The following is an 18,060-nucleotide window of genomic DNA, read 5'->3' as shown; positions in this document are numbered from 1 at the left end:
CGTGCGCGATTAACACAATTGGTGAGTTTTTGCGTTTTTTCAATCGTGCGCGGGGTTGTCGCTTACCGGATTTATACTTTCGGGAAATATTTCTTCGACAACAATGTGAACAGCTTCCGGAGAGAGCGGTGTGGGTGTTGGCAGTTACGGCGTATTTCGTGTTGGCGTGCGCGATCAGCTGGATGGTGCTGTTTCCGGCCGGCCGCGAGTTCGTGCTGAACGCGCTGGCGGGGGCCGGGCTGCGGCTCGGCCGGCGTGCGGGCGCGCTCGCGCAGCAGCGCCTGCGCGACGCGGATGCGCTGGCCGCGAACGGCCGCGCTGCGGCGGACAGCCTGGCCGGCTTCGTGCGGCGCCACTGGCTCGCCTGCGCGTGCGGCGCTGCGCTCGTCTGCCTGCCGCCGCTGGCTGCCCTGCTGCTCGCGGAACGGCCCGTGCTGAACGGCTACGAGTCGCTGGAGCGCCCCATGAACACGCAGGTGGCCGACCTGCTGCAGGGCGAGCAGCTCGTGCCCCCGCCCCCGCTGCCGCCGCTCGCGTTCACGACGGCCGAAGTGGCGCAGGAACGGCCGCTGCTCGCTTCTGCGAGCCGCGACTGGGCCATGCTGAACGCCGACTACACGCAGCGCCTGCTGACCGTCTTCCGGATCATGAAGGAGCGCCATGGCTACGAGATGGCGATCCTGGAAGGCTACCGCAGTCCCGCGCGCCAGGACGCGCTGGCCGCGCTGGGACCGGGCGTCACGAACGCACGCTCGTGGCAAAGCTGGCACCAGTACGGCCTCGCCGCCGATTGCGCGTTCGTCCGCGACGGCAAGCTCGTGATCTCGGAAAAGGATCCATGGGCGATGCGCGGCTACCAGTTGTACGGCCAGGTGGCCGAATCGGTCGGCCTCACGTGGGGCGGACGCTGGAAAATGATGGACTTCGGGCACACGGAACTGCGCCTGCCCGGGGTCATGAAGCATTAATCACACTCTCGTAATCATGCAAAAAATCTGGGATTTCCTGACCACCCGCACCAGCCTGGCCGTCATCGGCTGGGTGGCCTTCGCCGCGCTGCTGTTCGTGGCCGCGCGGCTGCTGCAATGGCCTGCCTCGCTGCCGTGGATCGTGCTCGGCATCGCGCTCGCCGTCGGCGCCGCCATCTGGCTGTTCCGCCGCTGGCGCCATGCCCGCAAGGCCAAACAGATCGGCGACATGCTCGAGCAGCAAGCCGACAAGCCTGTCCCGGACGCCACCCAGCGCCAGGAAACGGAAGTGATCCGCAAGCGCCTGCTGGACGCCATCGCGACGATCAAGGGCTCCAAGCTGGGCCAGTTGTCCGGCAGCGCCGCGCTGTACGAACTGCCGTGGTACATGATCATCGGGAACCCGGCGGCCGGCAAGAGCACCGCGATCGCCAGCTCGGGCCTGCAGTTCCCCTTCGCCGACAGCAAGGTCGTGCAGGGCGTGGGCGGCACGCGCAACTGCGACTGGTTCTTCACGACCGAAGGCATCCTGCTCGACACGGCCGGGCGCTACTCCGTCGTCGACCAGGACCGCGCCGAGTGGTTCGGCTTCCTCGACCTGCTCAAGAAGCACCGCCGCAAGGCGCCGATCAACGGTGTGATCATCGCCGTCAGCATCGCGGAGCTCACGCGCAACCGCCCCGAGTTCGCGATCAACCTGGCCAAGAACCTGCGCCAGCGCGTGCAGGAACTGACGGAGCGCCTGGAGGTGCACGCGCCCGCCTACGTCGTCTTCACGAAGGCCGACCTGATCGACGGCTTCAACGAATTCTTCCAGGACAGCGAGCGCGCCGAGCGCGAAAAAGTGTGGGGCGCCACCCTGCCCTACGACCAGAACGTGACGAGCGAACGCCTGCTCGACCAGTTCGACGCCCGCTTCGACGAGTTGTACGACGGCCTCAAGGAACTGAGCCTCGCCAACATGGCGCTGCAGCGGCGCGAGAGCATGCCGTCCGGCGTGTTCACGTTCCCGCTCGAATTCGCGTCGATCAAGCCCGCGCTGCACGCGTTCGTCGCCACGCTGTTCGAGGACAACCCGTTCCAGTTCAAGCCCGTGTTCCGCGGCTTCTACTTCACGAGCGCGCTGCAGGAAGGCGAGACGGTGTCGACGTCGTCGGCCCGCGTCGCGCAGCGCTTCGACCTGCGCCTCGCACCGCCGTCGCACGAAGACCAGCACCAGCAGCAGGGTTACTTCCTGTTGAACCTGTTCCGCAAGGTGATCTTCGCCGACAAGGACCTCGTGGCGCAGTACGCCAGCCCCGCCAAGACGCGCCTGCGCTATGCCGCGTTCTTCGCCGCGACGGCCATCGTCGGCCTCGCGCTCGGGGGCTGGAGCTGGTCGTACATGAACAACCGCCAGCTCGTCGCCAACGTCCAGGCCGACCTGGACCAGGCGATCCGCGTGCAGGGCAAGAGCCTCGACCTGCAGTCGCGCTTCCAGGCGCTGGAGATCCTGCAGGACCGCATCGAACAGCTCGACCGCTATGCCGAACACCGCCCGCTGAGCCTCAGTCTCGGCCTGTACCAGGGCAACCTGCTGAACCGGAAACTGAAGGAAGAGTACTTCGCCGGCGTGCGCGAACTGATGCTCAAGCCCGTCGGGCAATCGCTGGAATCGTACCTCGCCGACGTGAACGGCAATGCGGGCCAGCTGCAGCCGCTGAACAAGCCGGCGGGCACCGCCCCGGCGGCCGACGCGCCGCAGCAGTTCAAGGATGCGTCGCCCGCGGACACCGAAGACGCGTACAACGCGCTGAAGACGTACCTGATGCTGGGCGATAAATCGCGCGCCGAGAGCGCCCACCTGAACGACCAGTTGACGCGCTTCTGGCGCAACTGGCTGGAATCGAACCGCGGCGCGATGCCGCGCGAGCAGATGATCCGCAGCGCCGAGCGCATGATCTCGTTCTACCTCGCGCAGGTGAACGACCCGTCGTGGCCCGTCATCGACACGCGTCTCGCGCTCGTCGACCAGACTCGCGACAGCCTGCGCAAGGTCGTGCGCGGCATGCCGGCGAGGGAACGCGTGTACGCCGACGTGAAGGCGCGCGCCGCGACGCGCTACCCGTCGATCACCGTGGCGCGCATCGTCGGCGACCAGGACAAGGACCTCGTCCTCGGCAGCTACGCCATCTCCGGCGCCTTCACGCGCCAGGCCTGGGAAGGCTTCGTGCAGCAGGCGTTCCGCGACGCCGCCAACCGGGAGCTGCAGAGCGCCGACTGGGTGCTGAAGACCGCCGCGCGCGACGACCTCACGCTGGAAGGCAGCCCGGAACAGATCCAGAAATCGCTCGTCGACCTGTACAAGACGGAGTACGCGCGCGAATGGCAGAAGTTCATGCAGGGCGTGACGGTGAAGGACCTGGAAGGCTTCGACGGCGCCGCCGCCGCGATGAACCGCCTGGGCGATCCGCAGAATTCGCCGATCAACAAGCTCGTGTCGACCGTGTACGAACAAACGTCGTGGGACAACCCGAGGCTGGCCGGCGCCACCTTGCAGCGCGCGCAGAGCGGCCTGACGGGCTGGTTCCGCGAAACGATCCTGCGCCAGAAGCCGGCCATCGTGAACGCCAGCCTGCCGGCGCAAGGCACGCAAGCCGCGTCCACCCCGGCGCTGGGCCCCGTCGGCCGCGAATTCGCCGGTGTCGCCCGCCTCGTGATCGCGCGCGACAAGGATGCCTCGCTGATGCGCGGCTACGTCGACAACCTGTCGAAGCTGCGCGCCCGCTTCAACCAGATCAAGAACCAGGGCGACCCCGGCCCCGGCGCCAAGCAGCTGATGCAGCAGACGCTGGACGGCAGCGGCTCCGAGTTGGCCGACGCGCTGAAATACGTGGACGAGCAGATGCTGGTGGGGATGACGGACGTCCAGCGCCAGGCGCTGCGCCCCGTGCTCGTGCGCCCGCTGATGCAGACGTTCGCCGTGATCGTGCAGCCGGCGGAGGCCGAGATCAACAAGGTGTGGGCGGCGCAGGTCGTCCAGCCGTTCAACCGCGACCTGGCGACGAAGTATCCGTTCTCGACGGAGTCCAAGGCCGAGGCGAGCAATGCGGAGATCGGCCAGGTCTTCGGCCCGGATGGCGCCATCGCGAAATTCTTCAACACGACGGTGGGTCCGCTGGTCGTGCGCCGCGGCGATTCGCTCAGCCCGCGCACGTGGGCGGACATGGGCGTGAACCTGGCGCCGAACGTCGTCGCGAGCTTCCCGGGCTGGGTCGCGCCGCTGGCGGCCGGCGGCGTCGCCAATGCTGCGGCCAGCAGCGGCGGCGAGGCGCAGACGCGCTTCGACCTGCAGGCGCTGGGTACGCAGGGCGCCACCGAATTCACGCTGGAGATCGACGGCCAGTCGCTGCGCTGGCGCGGCCAGCCGCAACCGTGGGTGCACATGGTGTGGCCGAATCCGCAGGGCGTGCCGGGCGCGAAGATCACGGCGCTCACGCCGGAAGGCCGCAACGTCGTCGTGCTGGACGAGCCGGGCCACTTCGGCCTCAAGAAGATGATCGACGCGGCCCAGCGCAAGCGCAAGCCCGACGGCGCGTTCGAGCTGTCGTGGCAGGCCGGCGGCGTCACGGTGACGGCGAACCTGAAGGTCTTGCCGGCCGCGCCCGCGCCCGCACCGGCACCGGTGCAGGCGTCCACGTCGGGGCAGGGCTTCAAGCGCCTGCGCCTGCCGGAAACGATCACGGCGCCGCGCACCGCCCCGGTGCAGACGGCGCTGGCGGGAGGTGAGCAATGAGCCGCCTCACGACCCCCGTCAGCGTCGGCTATTTCGGCAAGCTGCCCAGCCGCGGCGACTTCGTGCGCGGCAGCGCCAGCCCGGCCCTCCTCAAGGTGCTGGACGACTGGCTGTCGGAAGCGATGGACCTGATGAGCACCAACGCGCGCTGGAAGCTCGCGTACGACGCCGCCGCGCCGCTGCACTTCGCGTTCGTCGGTCCGCGCCGGCGCCACGCGATCGGCGGCCACATCGTCGCCAGCAGCGACGAATCGAGCCGGCGCTATCCGTTCCTGATGGCCGGCGCGATGGAAATCGCGGAACCCGCCACGTTCCTGCCCACGACGCCGCTCGTGTTCACGCGCCTGTGGAGCCGCCTCGAGACGCTGACGGCGGGCGTGCGCAACGCGGGCGATCCGGCCGCGCCGCTGGCCGCCGCAAGCAGCCAGCCGATCGACCTGGACCTGCGCGCGGCCGCGTACGACCCCGCGTTCGACGACTTCCTCGACGTGCAGACGATCGCCGCGCTGGACGCGCTGCTGGCGGGCGCCGGCTTCGCCGTCTCCACCCGCCAGGTGCTGCTGGCGCTGGGCATGCTGCTGCAGCCCGTGCTGGCCAGCGGGTCCGGAAGACTGGAAAAAAGCCTCGTGCTGCCGCTGCCGGAAGACCCGATCCACCGCAACCTCGTGGCTGCGTTCTGGATGCACGTGATCGCGCCCTTCCTCGCGCGCGCCGACTTCGAACTGGCGCTGTTCGTCACCCGGCTGGACGGCCGGCCGGCGCTCGTCGTCGGCTTTTCCGGCGCGTCGGCGCAGACGCTGCGCACCCTCATCGACCCGCAGGCGGGCCTCGACCACCTCATCGGCTTCGCCGACCTCGAATGGGTCGAGGACCAGGTCGACGGCGACTACGCCGTGCGCAAGCTCTCCGCCTGGCTGGCGCAGGGCAGCCTGTCCCTCAAGTCCGCGCTCGATTCCGTCGCCGCGGCATTCATCGGAACCTGATATGCGATTCTATACCCAGCGCGCCCTCCTCGCGCTCTTCGTCACGTGCCACGCCGGCATCGCCGCCGCGCAGAACACCGCGCCCGCCCCCGCCGCCGCCCAACCGGGCCAGGTCACGGCCAGCGGCACCGTGCCGGACGAGGCGACCAAGGCCGCCGTGCTCGCGAAGCTGCGCGAGGTCTACGGCGCCGACCGCGTCGTCGACCAGATCGCCGTCGGCCCCGTCGCCATGCCCGCGAACTGGAACGGCTATGTGCAGAAGCTGATCACGCCGGACCTGCGCCAGATCAGCCGCGGCCAGCTCAAGATCGACGGCAGCAACGTCAGCCTGCGCGGCGAAGTCGCGAACGAGGCGCTGCGCCAACGCATCGCGAGCAACGTCGCCACCAACCTGAATCCGACCTACACGGTCAACAACGGCCTGCGCGTCTCGGCCGCCGAACAGGCCCTGCTCGACAACACGCTGGCCAACCGCACCGTGGAATTCGAGTTCGGCAAAGCGACCCTGACGCCGACCGGGCGCGCGATCCTCGACGAGATGGTCGCGGCGATGCAGAAGCTCAAGGGCCGCCGCATCGAGATCATCGGCCACACGGACAGCGCCGGCCTGCGCGCCAGCAACGTGAGCCTGAGCCAGGCGCGCGCCGCCACGGTGAAGGCCTACCTGGCCGCGCACGGCATCGCGGAAGAGAACCTGTCCGCCAGCGGCCAGGGCCCGGACCGCCCCATCGCCAGCAACGACACCGCCGAGGGGCGCGCGCGCAACCGCCGCATCGAATTCCGCCTCGCGCAATGATTTTCCATTGAAAGACACCATGTTCACCGCCGCTGCCCTGCTCGCCCCGATCTCCGACGCCGCCCCGTGCGGCGCCGACCTCGCCTTCTCCCCCGAACTGGACGCCATCGCCCGCGCACGCCAGTTCGACGACCCGTCGCTCGCGCAGGGCGAATGGGTCACGGACCTGAAGGAGGCCGACTGGGGCTTCGTCGTCGACCGCTGCGCGCGCCTGCTCGCCGAACAGACGAAGGACCTGCGCCTCGCCGTCTGGCTCACGGAAGCGGCGGCCAAGCGCCACCACCTGCGCGGCCTGGGCGAAGGGTTCCGCGTGCTGGCCGGCCTGTGCGAGCGTTATTGGGACCTGGGCCTGTATCCAGAGGCGGACGGCGGCGACCAGGAACAGCGCATCGGCAACCTCGCGTGGATCCTGTCGCGCACGCGCGCCCTCGTGCGCGAGATGCCGCTGACGGAAGGCCGCGGCACCGCGTATTCCACCGTCGATTTCGAAGCCGCCCGCCGCCGCGCCGCGGCCGGCGGCGACGCCGACACGCCGCCGCGCCTGGCGGACATGGAAGCGGCAAAACGCGGCAACTCAAGCGCCTTCGTCGAGGGCATGCGCGCGGACGCGGAACACTGCCTGGACGCGCTCGCGCAACTGGAACGCGCGGCCGACGCCCGCCTGGGCCAGGACAGCCCCGGCTTTTCGCAGGCGCGCGAAGCCGTGCAGGCGCTGCTGCACACGCTGCCGGCGCCGGCTGCCGCACCACAGGCGGTCGTACCCGCCGAAGCGCCCGCTGAACCAGCCGCTGGCGCGCAAGCCGTCGTGGCGGCGCCGCAACCGCAGGCAGTCGTCGCCGGCGCGATCCGCTCGCGCGCGGACGCGATCGCGCAGCTGCGTCTGATCGCGAAATTTTTCCGCGAGACGGAACCGCACAGCCCCGTCTCGTACTTCGTCGAGAAGGCCGCGGCAGCGGGCGAGCAGGATCTGCACACGTGGCTGCGCTCCGTGGTCAAGGACCAGGGAGCGCTCGCCCATCTGGAGGAAATGCTGGGCGTGCCGCCGGCGCAGTAACGGTCAGTCGGTCCCCGACGTCGATTCGCGCACCACCAGCGTGTACGGCATCAGCTGGTGCCGCCGGTCGTAGGCGTGGCCAGAGCGTTGCGAGCGGATATGCTCGATCAGCAGGGCGACGGCGCCGCGGGCCATTTCCGTGATCGGCTGGTGAATCGTCGTCAGTTCCGGCCAGACAGTCGTCGCCACGGGCGTGTCGTCGAAGCCGCAGACGGTCAAGTCGTCCGGCACCTGCAGGTGCATCCCGTGCGCCACCGCGATGACGGCCGCCGCCATGTCGTCGTTGCTGGCGAAGATCGCCGTCGGCCGCGTCGATTGCCCCAGCAGTTCGCGTGCCGCCAGCAGGCCGGAACGGTAGGTGAACATGCCCTGCGCGACCCGCTCCGCGGGCACGTCGAGACCGGCCCCGCGCATGGCGTCGATGAACGCCTGGTAGCGCAGCTGGGTCGGCGTGTGCTCGGGGTCGCCCTTGATGAAGCCGATGTCCGTGTGGCCCAGCGCGAGCAGGTGCCGCATCATCGTCAATGCGCCTTCGTAGTCGTCGATGCGCACGGCCGACATCTGCGGCGACGGCCGCGCGGTGGCCACGGCGACGGAGGGGATGCCCAGTTCCGCCAGCATCTTGAGGGCGGACTTCGAATCGCACAGCGGCGGCGGCACGAGGATGCCGTCGGCGCCGTCGTCGATCAGGCGGTCGATCGCCTTGCGCTGGCTTTTCAGGTTGTCGCAGTGCTCCAGGATCAGGTGCGCGCCGCTCTGGCCGCATTCCGTGAGCGCGCCCACGAGGAACGCGCTGAGGAAGGCTTCGCTGGGATTGCTGTACAACAGGCCGACCCGCAGCGTGCCGACGCGCGCCGCGCGCGCCGCCACGTTGACCTCGTAATTGAGTTCGCCGATCGCCCGCATGACCTTTTCCCGGTTCTTGACGCTGACGCTGGTATTGCCGTTGATGACGCGCGAGACCGTCATGGCCGAGACTCCGGCCCGGCTGGCGACATCCCACACTGTCGCGCCGCCCGCTTCACGGTGCGCCGTCTTCACTTGGCCCCCTTCGAGCCGGGTCCGTCGCAGGGCAGCTTGTCCAGGTCGGCCAGCGTCCACTGGTCGCGCCAGCGCACAATGGGCCTGTCGCCTTCCCATTCGACCGGCAGCCACACGTAGCGCCCGTCGATGGCATCCATCTTGCGCCACACGTCGAGCATCAGGACATGCCGCGTGCAGCCGTTGCGCTGCAGGGTGAGCGCGTAGGTCGACTGGCCGCCGAACGTGATCTTCTGCTGTTCCGGCGTGCCGCGCACCGGGTTGCCGAGCGCCGTCCATGGACCCAGCATGTTGTCCGCCACGTACGACTTGGCCGCGTTCGGCGCCCAGCCCGTCAGGCCCGACGTCACGAGGTAGTATTTGCCGCCGTGCTTGAAGATGGCCGGGGCTTCGTCGTCGCCGTTCGGCTTCACCCGGCCATACTGCCCGGCCGAGCGCAGGTAGTCGTCCGTCAGGCGCGACACGTGCATCGTGTGGTTTTCCTCGGACGCATACAGCTGGTAGGCCTTGCCGTCGTCGTCCACGAACAGGGTCATGTCGCGCGACATCTGGCCGCCCGCGTGGTCGCGCGCGAGGAAGGACGTGGCCGGGTCCTTGTCCGCCGCCGTCACGTCGACAGGCCACGCGCCCGCGTCGGGACGGAACGAACCCTGGTAGACGTACGGTCCCGTCACTTTGTCCGCGACCGCCACGCCGGCGCGCGCCGCGTCATAGCGCTTGCCCTTGAGCTCCAGGTGGAACCACATGACGAACTTTCCGGTCTTGGCATTGCGGATGACCTTGGGCCGCTCGATGATCGCGTCGCGCACGATGTCGCTCGCGGGGTCGTCGGTGACGGCGAGCGCGATGCCTTCGTCCTTCCAGTCGGTGAGGTTGCGCGAGCTGTACACGTGCACGCCTACCTGCGCGCGGTTGCCCGCCGTGCCGGCGACCTTGTGCTCGCCGAACCAGTAATACACGCCGTCCTGTTCCAGGATGCCGCCGCCGTGCGCGTTGATGTGCACGCCCTTGTCGTCGGGCCAGATCGCGCCGGGCCGGAACACCCCTTCCGCATGCGCATGTGCCGCCATGGCCAGCACCGCCGCTGCCAGGAATACTTTCATGTCCATCTCCTTGATTATTCCACCACCAGCCTGTCGCCCACGTACGCACGGAAGCGGCGGATGCGTCCCGCGGTGCCGTCCGGTCCCTGGCGCGGCACGTAGCGCAGGCCGGCAACGTCCATGCCGCGGCCCAGGTCGATCACGAGGCAATGCGGGTACGGAGCCTTCTCGGCCGTGATCCAGTAATCGCTGTTCTGGCCATTGATGGCGTTCAGCGCGCCGCCGTCTTCCTTCGTCGATTCCTCGCTGTCGACCCAGGCGATGGTCCAGTTGGACTGGTCCAGCGTCTTGCCGTCCTTGTCCAGCAGCGCCAGTTCCGCGACGGCGGCATATGGCTTGCCGTCGAAGGCATCGAGTCCCTCCAGGCAGAACTGGCGGCCGGACTTCGGTGCGGCGAAGCGCACGTCCTGCGTCTGCGAGCCCGGCGCGAATTCGCCTTCGTGCGCCGGCTTCACGCCGTCCAGCTGCAGGCGGACGGTGCTCGGTGGACGCGGCAGGTCGCGCTCGCGGTGCAGCTGGTCGAGGATCGGCGTAGCAAGGCCGGCGATGGTGGGCGTGCCCTGCCCGCGCGGCCCGGTCAGGTCCAGCACGACGACTTCGTTGCGGCCCTTGCGGATCCACGGTCCCGGCAGATACATCGTCTGCGTGGGGCCGATGCTCCAGAAACGCCCCAGGCAGCGGCCGTTGACCCAGACGACGCCCTGGCCCCACGCGGACATGTCGAGGAAGGTATCTTCCGTGCGCGTGGCTTCGAAGCCGCCGCGGTAGAACGCCGCGCCCTTGCCCCGTCCCTTCCTGAACGCCAGCGCAGGAAGAACGCCATCCGCATCGAAATCGATGGCGCGGATTTCCCAGTTTTCCAGCGGCTGCGCGGTGGCGCCCTTCGCGGTGAACGTGACGGGACCATGGATGCCCTTGCGGTCATGGATCTCGACGCCGAAGTTTACGCGCGCGATCGTGTACAGCAGGATCTCCAGCACGGCCGGCTTGCTGCGCGCCGGCACGTCGACCTTGTAGCGGCGGTAGCGCGTGTCGAAGGTGCCGATCTGCTTGCCGTCGAGCGTGATCCATGCGAGGTCGCGCGCCCGTGCGACTTCCACGACGCCCGCCGGACCGGCCGGCAACGTCACGCGATACGACACGAGGCCGCGGCTGATGTCGTACTGCTCGATGGGCCGCGGCGACTGATCCTTGATCACACGGGCCGGCAGCGCCGCTGTGACGGGCACGGAATCCGCCAGCGCGAACGGAGACACCGTCATGACGGGCATGCGCGGCGGCGGCTCGGGCAGCTTTTCGCCCGGCGCCAGGAACGGCGTGATCGCGGCGCGGTAGGCATCGAATTTCGCGCCGATCCAGCCCGCTTCGCCGATCGGCGCGTCGTAGTCGTAGCTCGTCGTATCGGGCCGGAACGGGCGGTCGCAACCGCCCCACAGGCCGAACGTCGTGCCGCCGTGCGCCATGTACAGGCTGAACGAACCGTTCGCCTTCAGCATCGCGGCGATGTCCTGCGTCGCGCCCTCTACGCCGCCGCTGTGGTGCGGCGAACCCCAGGTATCGAACCAGCCGGAGTAATACTCGCCGCACATGCGCGGGCCCTTCTGCACGGCGTCCAGCGCCTTGAAGCCGGCCGCCGGGTCGCTGCCGAAGTTCGCCACCGTGAACAGTTCCGGGATGTGCGTGCGGGCGACGGCATTCGTCGGATTGCACTGGAACAGCGGCACGTCGAAGCCAGCGTCCAGCAAGGCCTGGCGCAGCACGCGCAGATAGCCCACGTCGTCGCCGTAGAAGCCGTATTCGTTCTCGACCTGGACCATCAGGATCGGACCGCCGCGCGTGACCTGCTGCGGACCGAGCACGCGTCCGACCTCCTTCAGCCAGCGCCGCGCCGGGGCGAGATAGGCCTCGTCGCGCGTGCGCAGGAACGCGTCGCCGTCGTGCTTGAGCAGCCACCACGGCATGCCGCCCATCTCCCACTCCGCGCATGCATACGGGCCGGGGCGCAGGATCACCCACAGGCCTTCCTGCTGCGCGAGCCGGCAGAACTCCGCGGCGTCGCGCTGGGCGGCCCAGTCGTAGCGGCCTTCGCGCCATTCGTGATAGTTCCAGAACAGGTAGGCGCAGACGGCGTTCAGGCCCATCGCCTTGATGGTCTTGAGGCGGTGCGACCAGTACTCGCGCGGCACGCGCGCGAAGTGCATTTCGCCGCAGCGGATCTGAATCGGCTTCCCGTCCAGCAGGAAGTCGTGGTCGCCGATCGCGAAGCGGTGCGAGGCGGCCGCGTGGAGGGTGCCCGTAAACGGCAAGAGTGCGGCAGATGCGGCCGCGCCCCGCAACAGCCGGCGGCGTTGGAAACTGATGGTCATGTGGTCGGTATTCAATGAAAAAAACCGGCACGGCCGGCCGCGGGTGCGGACGGTCGTGCCGGTGCTTGCCGGGATCAGAACTTGTAACGCAGGCCGAGGCTGAACGAGCGGCCGTTGTCCATGTGCGAGTACTCGCGGCCCGTTTCCATGGTTTGCACTTCGCCAGCGTAGCGGTTGGGCGCCGTGTTCGTGATGTTCGACGCATTGAAGGACAGGGTCAGGTGCTCGTCGATCGCGTAGTTGATCGATCCGTCGAGCAGACCGTAGGACCCGATGTAGGTGCTGAACAACGGAATGAGTCCGTTGTAACCCCGGTTCTGGGACGAACGCCAGGTGTACACGAGGCGGGCCGACAGCTTGTTGTCCTCGTACATGCCGGTGAGGCTGTAGCTGTTCTTGGATACGAAGTTCTGCTGCGCATCGATGAAGATGGGCGCCGAGTTCGTGCCGATATTCAGCGGAGCGGACGTATCGACATACGTATAGGAGCCTGCGACACCGAAGTTCTTCAGCCAGCTATCCTTGTCGTTGAAGAACCATTGCCCGGACAATTCCACGCCGCGCGCGTAGCCGTCCGCGGCATTGACGTTCTTCGAGATCGACCACTGGCCGTTCGGGCAGCCGTTGCTGGGCCCCGTGTAGGCCACCGCATTCTGCGGCATCCCGCAGCTCGAGAGTTGGCTGAAGAAGCCGCTGATGTCCTTGTTGAACAGGCCGAGCGCCACATAGTTCGTCGGGCTGAAATAGCGTTCGAGCGAGAGGTCGACACTGTCGGCTTTCTGCGGGCTCAGGTCCGGATTGCCCACGTTGGCGGTGCCGTTGCCGAAGTTGTACGAGTAGTTCGGATTCAGCAGGTCCAGATTGGGACGGGTCAAGCCACGGCCGTAGCCGAAGCGGGCCAGGAAATCCTTCGCGATGTCGTAGGTGAAGTTCAACGCCGGCAGGACATTCGTGTAGGTCGTCGTCTTGGTGTTGTCGATCAGCGGGGACGTCGCCTGGGCCGGGTCGGAGAGGACGCGTGCGGTCGCCTGGGACTTGGTGCGGACGACGCGTACGCCGACGTTACCCTTGAAGCGATCGTCGAACGCCGCGAAGTCGGTGGAGACGTAGCCGGCCAGCGTATTCTCGTTGAGGTAACGGCGGCCCAGCTCATATTCGGGGTAGCTGCCCTCGGGGACGATATTCGCTTGCGGGAATTGTGCGGCAACCTGGTTGCCCAGCAGCGCGTCCGGGTTGTACACGACAAAGCCCCCGGTATAGCCGTTCTGGTTGCCCAGCATGTTCGTCGGCGCCTGTCCCAGGACGCCCGGCTTGGACGCCGCGGAAATCGCGTTCGAGTAATCGGCGGCGAGCGGCTTGCCGTCCGTCGTCAACCACTTGCCCCCGTTGTAGGGATTCTTGTCGAAGAACCGGTTGGTCTGATGCGCAAAGCGCGTGCCGAACTTCAACCTGCTGAAGAAGCCGTCTTCGAAGGTATAGACGCCGCTGAGCGCGGTCGCGGCGCCGTTGTCGTGGAATTCCTGGTAGCCGTCGCCGCTGTATCGCTGGAACACGAATTTGGCTGGATCGGACCAATTGTTGCCGTGAATGTCGGTGTAGTGGCCGTCGTTCCAGTTCTGGTTGACGCGGGTAATGTCGAAGTACTGGCCGGGTGCGTTGACCATCTCGACACGGCGGTTGTCCTTGATGCGGTCCGCCCGGATGTAGTTGATATCGCCCTTGAGCGACAGTGCGGGGGTCGGGCTCCACTCGACGCCCGTGGCCACGTTCCAGGTCGTGTACAGGCTGTGCTCATCGCCGCCCCACGTACCGATCGGCTGGTTCAGGAAGGTACCGCCGAGCGCACGCTGGCTGGTCACGACGTCGTTGCTGCCGCCGTTGGCGTTGCGGTTGACCATGTACTCATTGATGCTGAACGGCGTGAGCGTCAGATTCTGGACGTTACCCCCATAGTTGTTGAAAATGCGGGTGAAAAGATAATTCTGGTTGTACAGGTAAGAGGTGTAGGCGCCTTCGGTGTAGAAGCGCAAGGTATTGTTGACGCGATAATCGGCCGCGAGGTTCAGGGCTTTGCGCGTGCGCGCGATGCTTTCCACACTGGGCCAGGGACCGAGGGTGTTGGTGGAGATGATGTTGGCGGCCTGTTCGGGCGTCAGCTTGGACGTGTCCGGTATTACGTTGGGAACACTGGTGCCCGTGGCCGGCCTCAGATCCACGGGCGCCAGGTAAGTGATGTCGCCGCGGCCGACATATTTCGACATGGGTTGGGCCACGTTATTGCCCGTGTTCGCGGCCGCCAGGTTCGCGTACTCGGCGCTGTCGCCACGGACCATGCGCCGGAAATCCATACCGCCCGAGCTGCCGGCAGAGTCGTTACGGCTGGTGGTCTTCTGGAAGGCGAAGGCGGCCATCACGCCGATGCGCGAACCGCCACCGAGATCGAAGCGGTTGGCGAGCAGTCCGCTTACTTCAGGTTCTTTCTTCCGGACGAGATCGTTGTAGCGCATATTGCCGTTCAGCACGGCAGTGAATTCCTTGAAATCGCTCGGATTGCGGGTGCGCAGGTTGATCAGGCCGCCGATGGCGCCTTCGACGTGTTCGGCGGACGGGTTCTTGTAGACGTCGATGCCCGCGACCATGGCCGGCACCGCGTCTTCGATGTTGAATTCGCGCGAGCCGGCGGTGAAATAGGCGCGTCCGTTGATTTGCGACGCCGTCTGGTTCGACAGGCCGCGGATGGTCATGCCGGAACCGTTGCCGCCCGGCGAGGCGCCTTCGCCGCCGTAGCGGTAACCCTGCACGCCCGGCAGGCGTGTGAGCGTTTCCGCGACGTTAGGATCGGGCAGCTTGCCGATGTCGTCGGCAGTGATGGAGTCGACGACTTCCATCGCGTTCTTCTTGATCGACAGGGACGATTCCGCGCTGGCGCGGATGCCCTTGACGATGACGGTGTTGGCTTCGACCGGCGCCACCTGTGCCATCGCCTGGGACGCGAAGGCCTGGGACAGGGCCAGTGCGACGAGGGTCATGCGCGGGACGGTGTAGTATTTCTGGTGCATCTTCTTCTCCTCCAAGTAATCCGAATGGACTTGTCGTCTTATTGTTTCGCTGGTTTTACGGCTTGCCATGCAGCCGGTTACCGTTTTAGATATCGATAACAATGCGAATGGATTATAGGAGTTCGCCGAGTAATAAAAGCAACCATTCGGCGTTATGATTTTTACCAGCGATGCGAGGAAGATACGGTGGAGACGGGCGTTATCGCTAACACAGCCTTAAAACCATGCGGCGCGGATCGGCGTGCTCCGGCGCCGGCCACGCCCTGTTTGTTATCGATATCTACTTAGCTGGCCTACACGATCGCGTACGTGAAATCGCCGCTTTCGTCCGCCCCGACCTCGATCCGCTCGATCGCGGCCCCCTCCGCCATGCGCGCCAGCACGGCCTCGGCGATCTCCGGCAGCAAGGTGCCGTTGAGGATGTTGTCGACGTTGCGTGCGCCGGAATCGACTTCCGTGCAGCGGGCCAGCACGGCGTCCACGAGCGACTCGTCGTACGCGAACGTCGCCTTGTGGTTGGCGGCCACGCGCTGGCCGATACGTCCGAGCTTGAGTTCGATGATCCCGACCAGCACGTCGTCCGGAATCGGATAGAACGGCACGACCTTCAGGCGGCCCAGGAACGCGGGCTTGAACTGCTTGACGAGCGCGGGACGGATCAGCGCCTCCAGTTCCTCGGCCGACGGCACCTCTTGCGGGTCCTTGTTCAGGCAGGCCTGCATCAGTGTGCTCGACGCGACGTTCGACGTGAGGATGATGAGCGTGTTGCGGAAATCGACTTCGCGGCCTTCCGCATCGTCCAGCACACCCTTGTCGAACACCTGGAAGAACAGCTCCAGCACGTCCGGGTGGGCCTTTTCCACTTCGTCGAGCAGCACGACGCTGTACGGGTTGCGGCGCACGGCCTCCGTCAGCACGCCGCCCTCGCCATAGCCCACGTAGCCCGGCGGCGAGCCTTTCAGGCCCGAGACGCTGTGCGCTTCCTGGTACTCGCTCATGTTGATGGTGACGAGTTTGCGTTCGCCGCCGTACAGCACGTCGGCCAGCGCCAGCGCCGTTTCCGTCTTGCCGACGCCGGATGGGCCCACGAACAGGAACACGCCCTGCGGCTTGTTCGGATCGTCGAGATTCGCGCGCGCCGTGCGCACGCGCTGCGCGACCGCGTCGATCGCATGCGACTGGCCCAGCACGCGCTGCTCCAGCAGGTCTTGCAAATTCAGTACGGTGCGGATCTCGTCCTTGACCATCTTGCCGAGCGGGATACCGGTCCAGCCGGCGACGATGCCGGCCACCACGTGGCCGTCCACCTGCAGCGGCACGAGCGGCGCCTCGCCCTGCACGGCCTTCAGTTCGTCGCGCAGGCCGCGCGCGTCGGCGGCTTCGCGGATACGCTGCACGAGATCGCGCTCGCGTTCCCAGCGCGCACGCAACGTGGCCAGTTCGTCTTCGGCGGCACCGCGCGCCGCGGACAACTCGCCCAGCCGCGTGTCGTGCGCGCCCTCGCCCGCCACCTGCTCGCGCTCCAGCGCCGCGCGTTCGGCATCGAGGCGCTCCAGCTGGCGCGTGAGGTCTTCGATGCGGGCCGGCGCCGCGTCGCGGCCCAGCGCCACTTTCGCGCACGCCGTGTCCAGCACGCCGATGGCCTTGTCCGGCAGCTGGCGGCCGCTGATGTAGCGGTGCGACAGGCGCACGGCGTCAAGGATGGCCTCGTCGTGGATGCGGACATTGAAATGCTTCTCCATCAGCGGTGCCATCCCGCGCAGCATCGCGCACGCCAGTTCCTCGCTCGGCTCCTCGACCTTCACGACCTGGAACCGGCGCGCCAGCGCGGGATCCTTCTCGAAATATTTCTTGTACTCGCTCCACGTGGTGGCCGCGATGGTGCGCAGTTCGCCCCGTGCCAGCGCGGGCTTCAGCAAATTCGCCGCATCGTTCTGGCCCGCCTGGCCGCCCGCGCCGATCATCGTGTGCGCCTCGTCGATGAACAGGATGATCGGGTGCGGGCTCTTTTTCACTTCGTCGATGGTGTTCTTCAGGCGGTTCTCGAACTCGCCTTTCACGCTGGCGCCGGCCTGCAGCAGGCCCAGGTCCAGCACGTGGATTTCCACGCCGCGCAACACCTCCGGCACGTCGCCCGTCGCGACGCGCAGTGCGAGACCTTCCACCACGGCCGTCTTGCCGACGCCCGCCTCGCCCGTCAGGATCGGGTTGTTCTGGCGGCGGCGCATGAGGATGTCGACGAGCTGGCGGATTTCCGCGTCGCGGCCGATCACCGGGTCGACCTTGCCGTCGCGCGCGCGCTGCGTGAGGTTCGTCGTGAACTGGTCCAGCGCGGGCGTCTTCGACGGTCCCTGGCGCCGCAGCTCGCCCACCGGGTCGCCGCCCTCGCCCTGCACGGGCGCCGCGGCGACGGCCGGTGCTTCGTCGGAGCCGGCCGTCACGTCGTCGAAATGGTGTTTTATCCGGTCCAGGTCGAATTGCGCGAACTGCGGCGACACGCGGTGGGCCAGCTGCGACAGCTCGGGAGAACTCAGGAGCGCCTGCAGCAGGTGGCCGCTGCGGATGCCGGCCTGCTGGCCCGCGCGCAGGTCGAGCGATGCGATGAGCCACGCGTGTTCGAACAGCTTCGGCAGGCGCTCCGAGAACACGGGCGTGCGCGTGTTGCCGCTCCTGAAGCCGGCCACTTCCGCCTGCAGGTCCGCTTCCAGCCGCTCGATCGACACGCCGCACCGCCGCGCGATGACGGCCACGTCGCAGGCCGGCTGTTCCAGCAGCGCGAGGAGCAGGTGCTCGATGTCGACCTCGTACTGTCCCAGCGACACGCACAGGCCCGCCGCCCGCGTGGCGGCCGCGCGGCAGGTGTCGTCCAGTTTGCCGATCAGGGTTTTCAGGTTGATGCTCATCGCGTGTCCTCT

General features: G+C 67.3%; 10 protein-coding genes. 5 read left to right on the top strand and 5 right to left on the bottom strand.

Annotation, left to right across the window (positions count from 1 at the left end):
- Positions 1–128: 128 nt before the first annotated feature.
- The 5 genes from QPK29_RS23045 to tssA are packed head-to-tail and all read left to right on the top strand — an operon-like array spanning position 129 to position 7,576.
- Entirely contained in the window at positions 129–968 is an 840-nt protein-coding gene (locus QPK29_RS23045) for a M15 family metallopeptidase (protein ID WP_371771253.1), read from the top strand.
- A gap of 16 nt (positions 969–984) precedes the next feature.
- Entirely contained in the window at positions 985–4,743 is a 3,759-nt protein-coding gene (gene tssM, locus QPK29_RS23040) for a type VI secretion system membrane subunit TssM (RefSeq protein WP_371771252.1), read from the top strand.
- Positions 4,740–5,726 (top strand): type VI secretion system-associated protein TagF, encoded by a 987-nt coding sequence (gene tagF, locus QPK29_RS23035; protein WP_371771251.1) that lies wholly within the window; start codon positions 4,740–4,742, stop codon positions 5,724–5,726. The genes tssM and tagF overlap by 4 nt, the downstream gene beginning before the upstream one ends.
- Position 5,727: 1 nt before the next feature.
- A complete protein-coding gene (locus tag QPK29_RS23030) occupies positions 5,728–6,522 on the top strand; it encodes an OmpA family protein (protein WP_371771250.1) in 795 nt (264 codons plus the stop codon).
- A gap of 19 nt (positions 6,523–6,541) precedes the next feature.
- A complete protein-coding gene (tssA, locus tag QPK29_RS23025) occupies positions 6,542–7,576 on the top strand; it encodes a type VI secretion system protein TssA (protein WP_371771249.1) in 1,035 nt (344 codons plus the stop codon).
- A 3-nt stretch (positions 7,577–7,579) separates the two neighbouring features.
- Here tssA and QPK29_RS23020 read toward each other — a convergent pair whose 3' ends face one another.
- From QPK29_RS23020 to tssH, 5 genes are all read right to left on the bottom strand, one after another.
- The gene (locus QPK29_RS23020) at positions 7,580–8,617 is read right to left on the bottom strand and encodes a LacI family DNA-binding transcriptional regulator (protein WP_400189835.1); all 1,038 of its coding nucleotides are present in this window, start codon (positions 8,615–8,617) and stop codon (positions 7,580–7,582) included.
- Positions 8,614–9,720, bottom strand: a complete 1,107-nt coding sequence (locus tag QPK29_RS23015) for a glycoside hydrolase family 43 protein (protein WP_371771248.1) — start codon at positions 9,718–9,720, stop codon at positions 8,614–8,616. Before QPK29_RS23015 ends, QPK29_RS23020 begins: the two co-directional genes overlap by 4 nt.
- Positions 9,721–9,734: 14 nt before the next feature.
- The gene (locus QPK29_RS23010; RefSeq protein ID WP_371771247.1) at positions 9,735–12,086 is read right to left on the bottom strand and encodes a beta-galactosidase; all 2,352 of its coding nucleotides are present in this window, start codon (positions 12,084–12,086) and stop codon (positions 9,735–9,737) included.
- A 74-nt stretch (positions 12,087–12,160) separates the two neighbouring features.
- Positions 12,161–15,145 carry a TonB-dependent receptor gene (locus tag QPK29_RS23005; RefSeq protein ID WP_371771246.1) on the bottom strand — a complete coding sequence of 995 codons (2,985 nt, stop codon included), beginning with the start codon at positions 15,143–15,145 and terminating at the stop codon, positions 12,161–12,163.
- Positions 15,146–15,438: 293 nt separating this feature from the next.
- Positions 15,439–18,048: a type VI secretion system ATPase TssH gene (tssH, locus tag QPK29_RS23000; protein ID WP_371771245.1), complete on the bottom strand. Its 2,610-nt coding sequence runs from the start codon at positions 18,046–18,048 to the stop codon at positions 15,439–15,441.
- Positions 18,049–18,060: the final 12 nt, after the last annotated feature.

Source organism: Massilia orientalis, from assembly GCF_030411975.2.
Classification (GTDB): Bacteria; Pseudomonadota; Gammaproteobacteria; order Burkholderiales; family Burkholderiaceae_D; genus Telluria; species Telluria orientalis.
The sequence above is the reverse complement of the archived record's forward strand: the minus strand, read 5'-3'. Positions and strand labels throughout refer to the sequence as shown.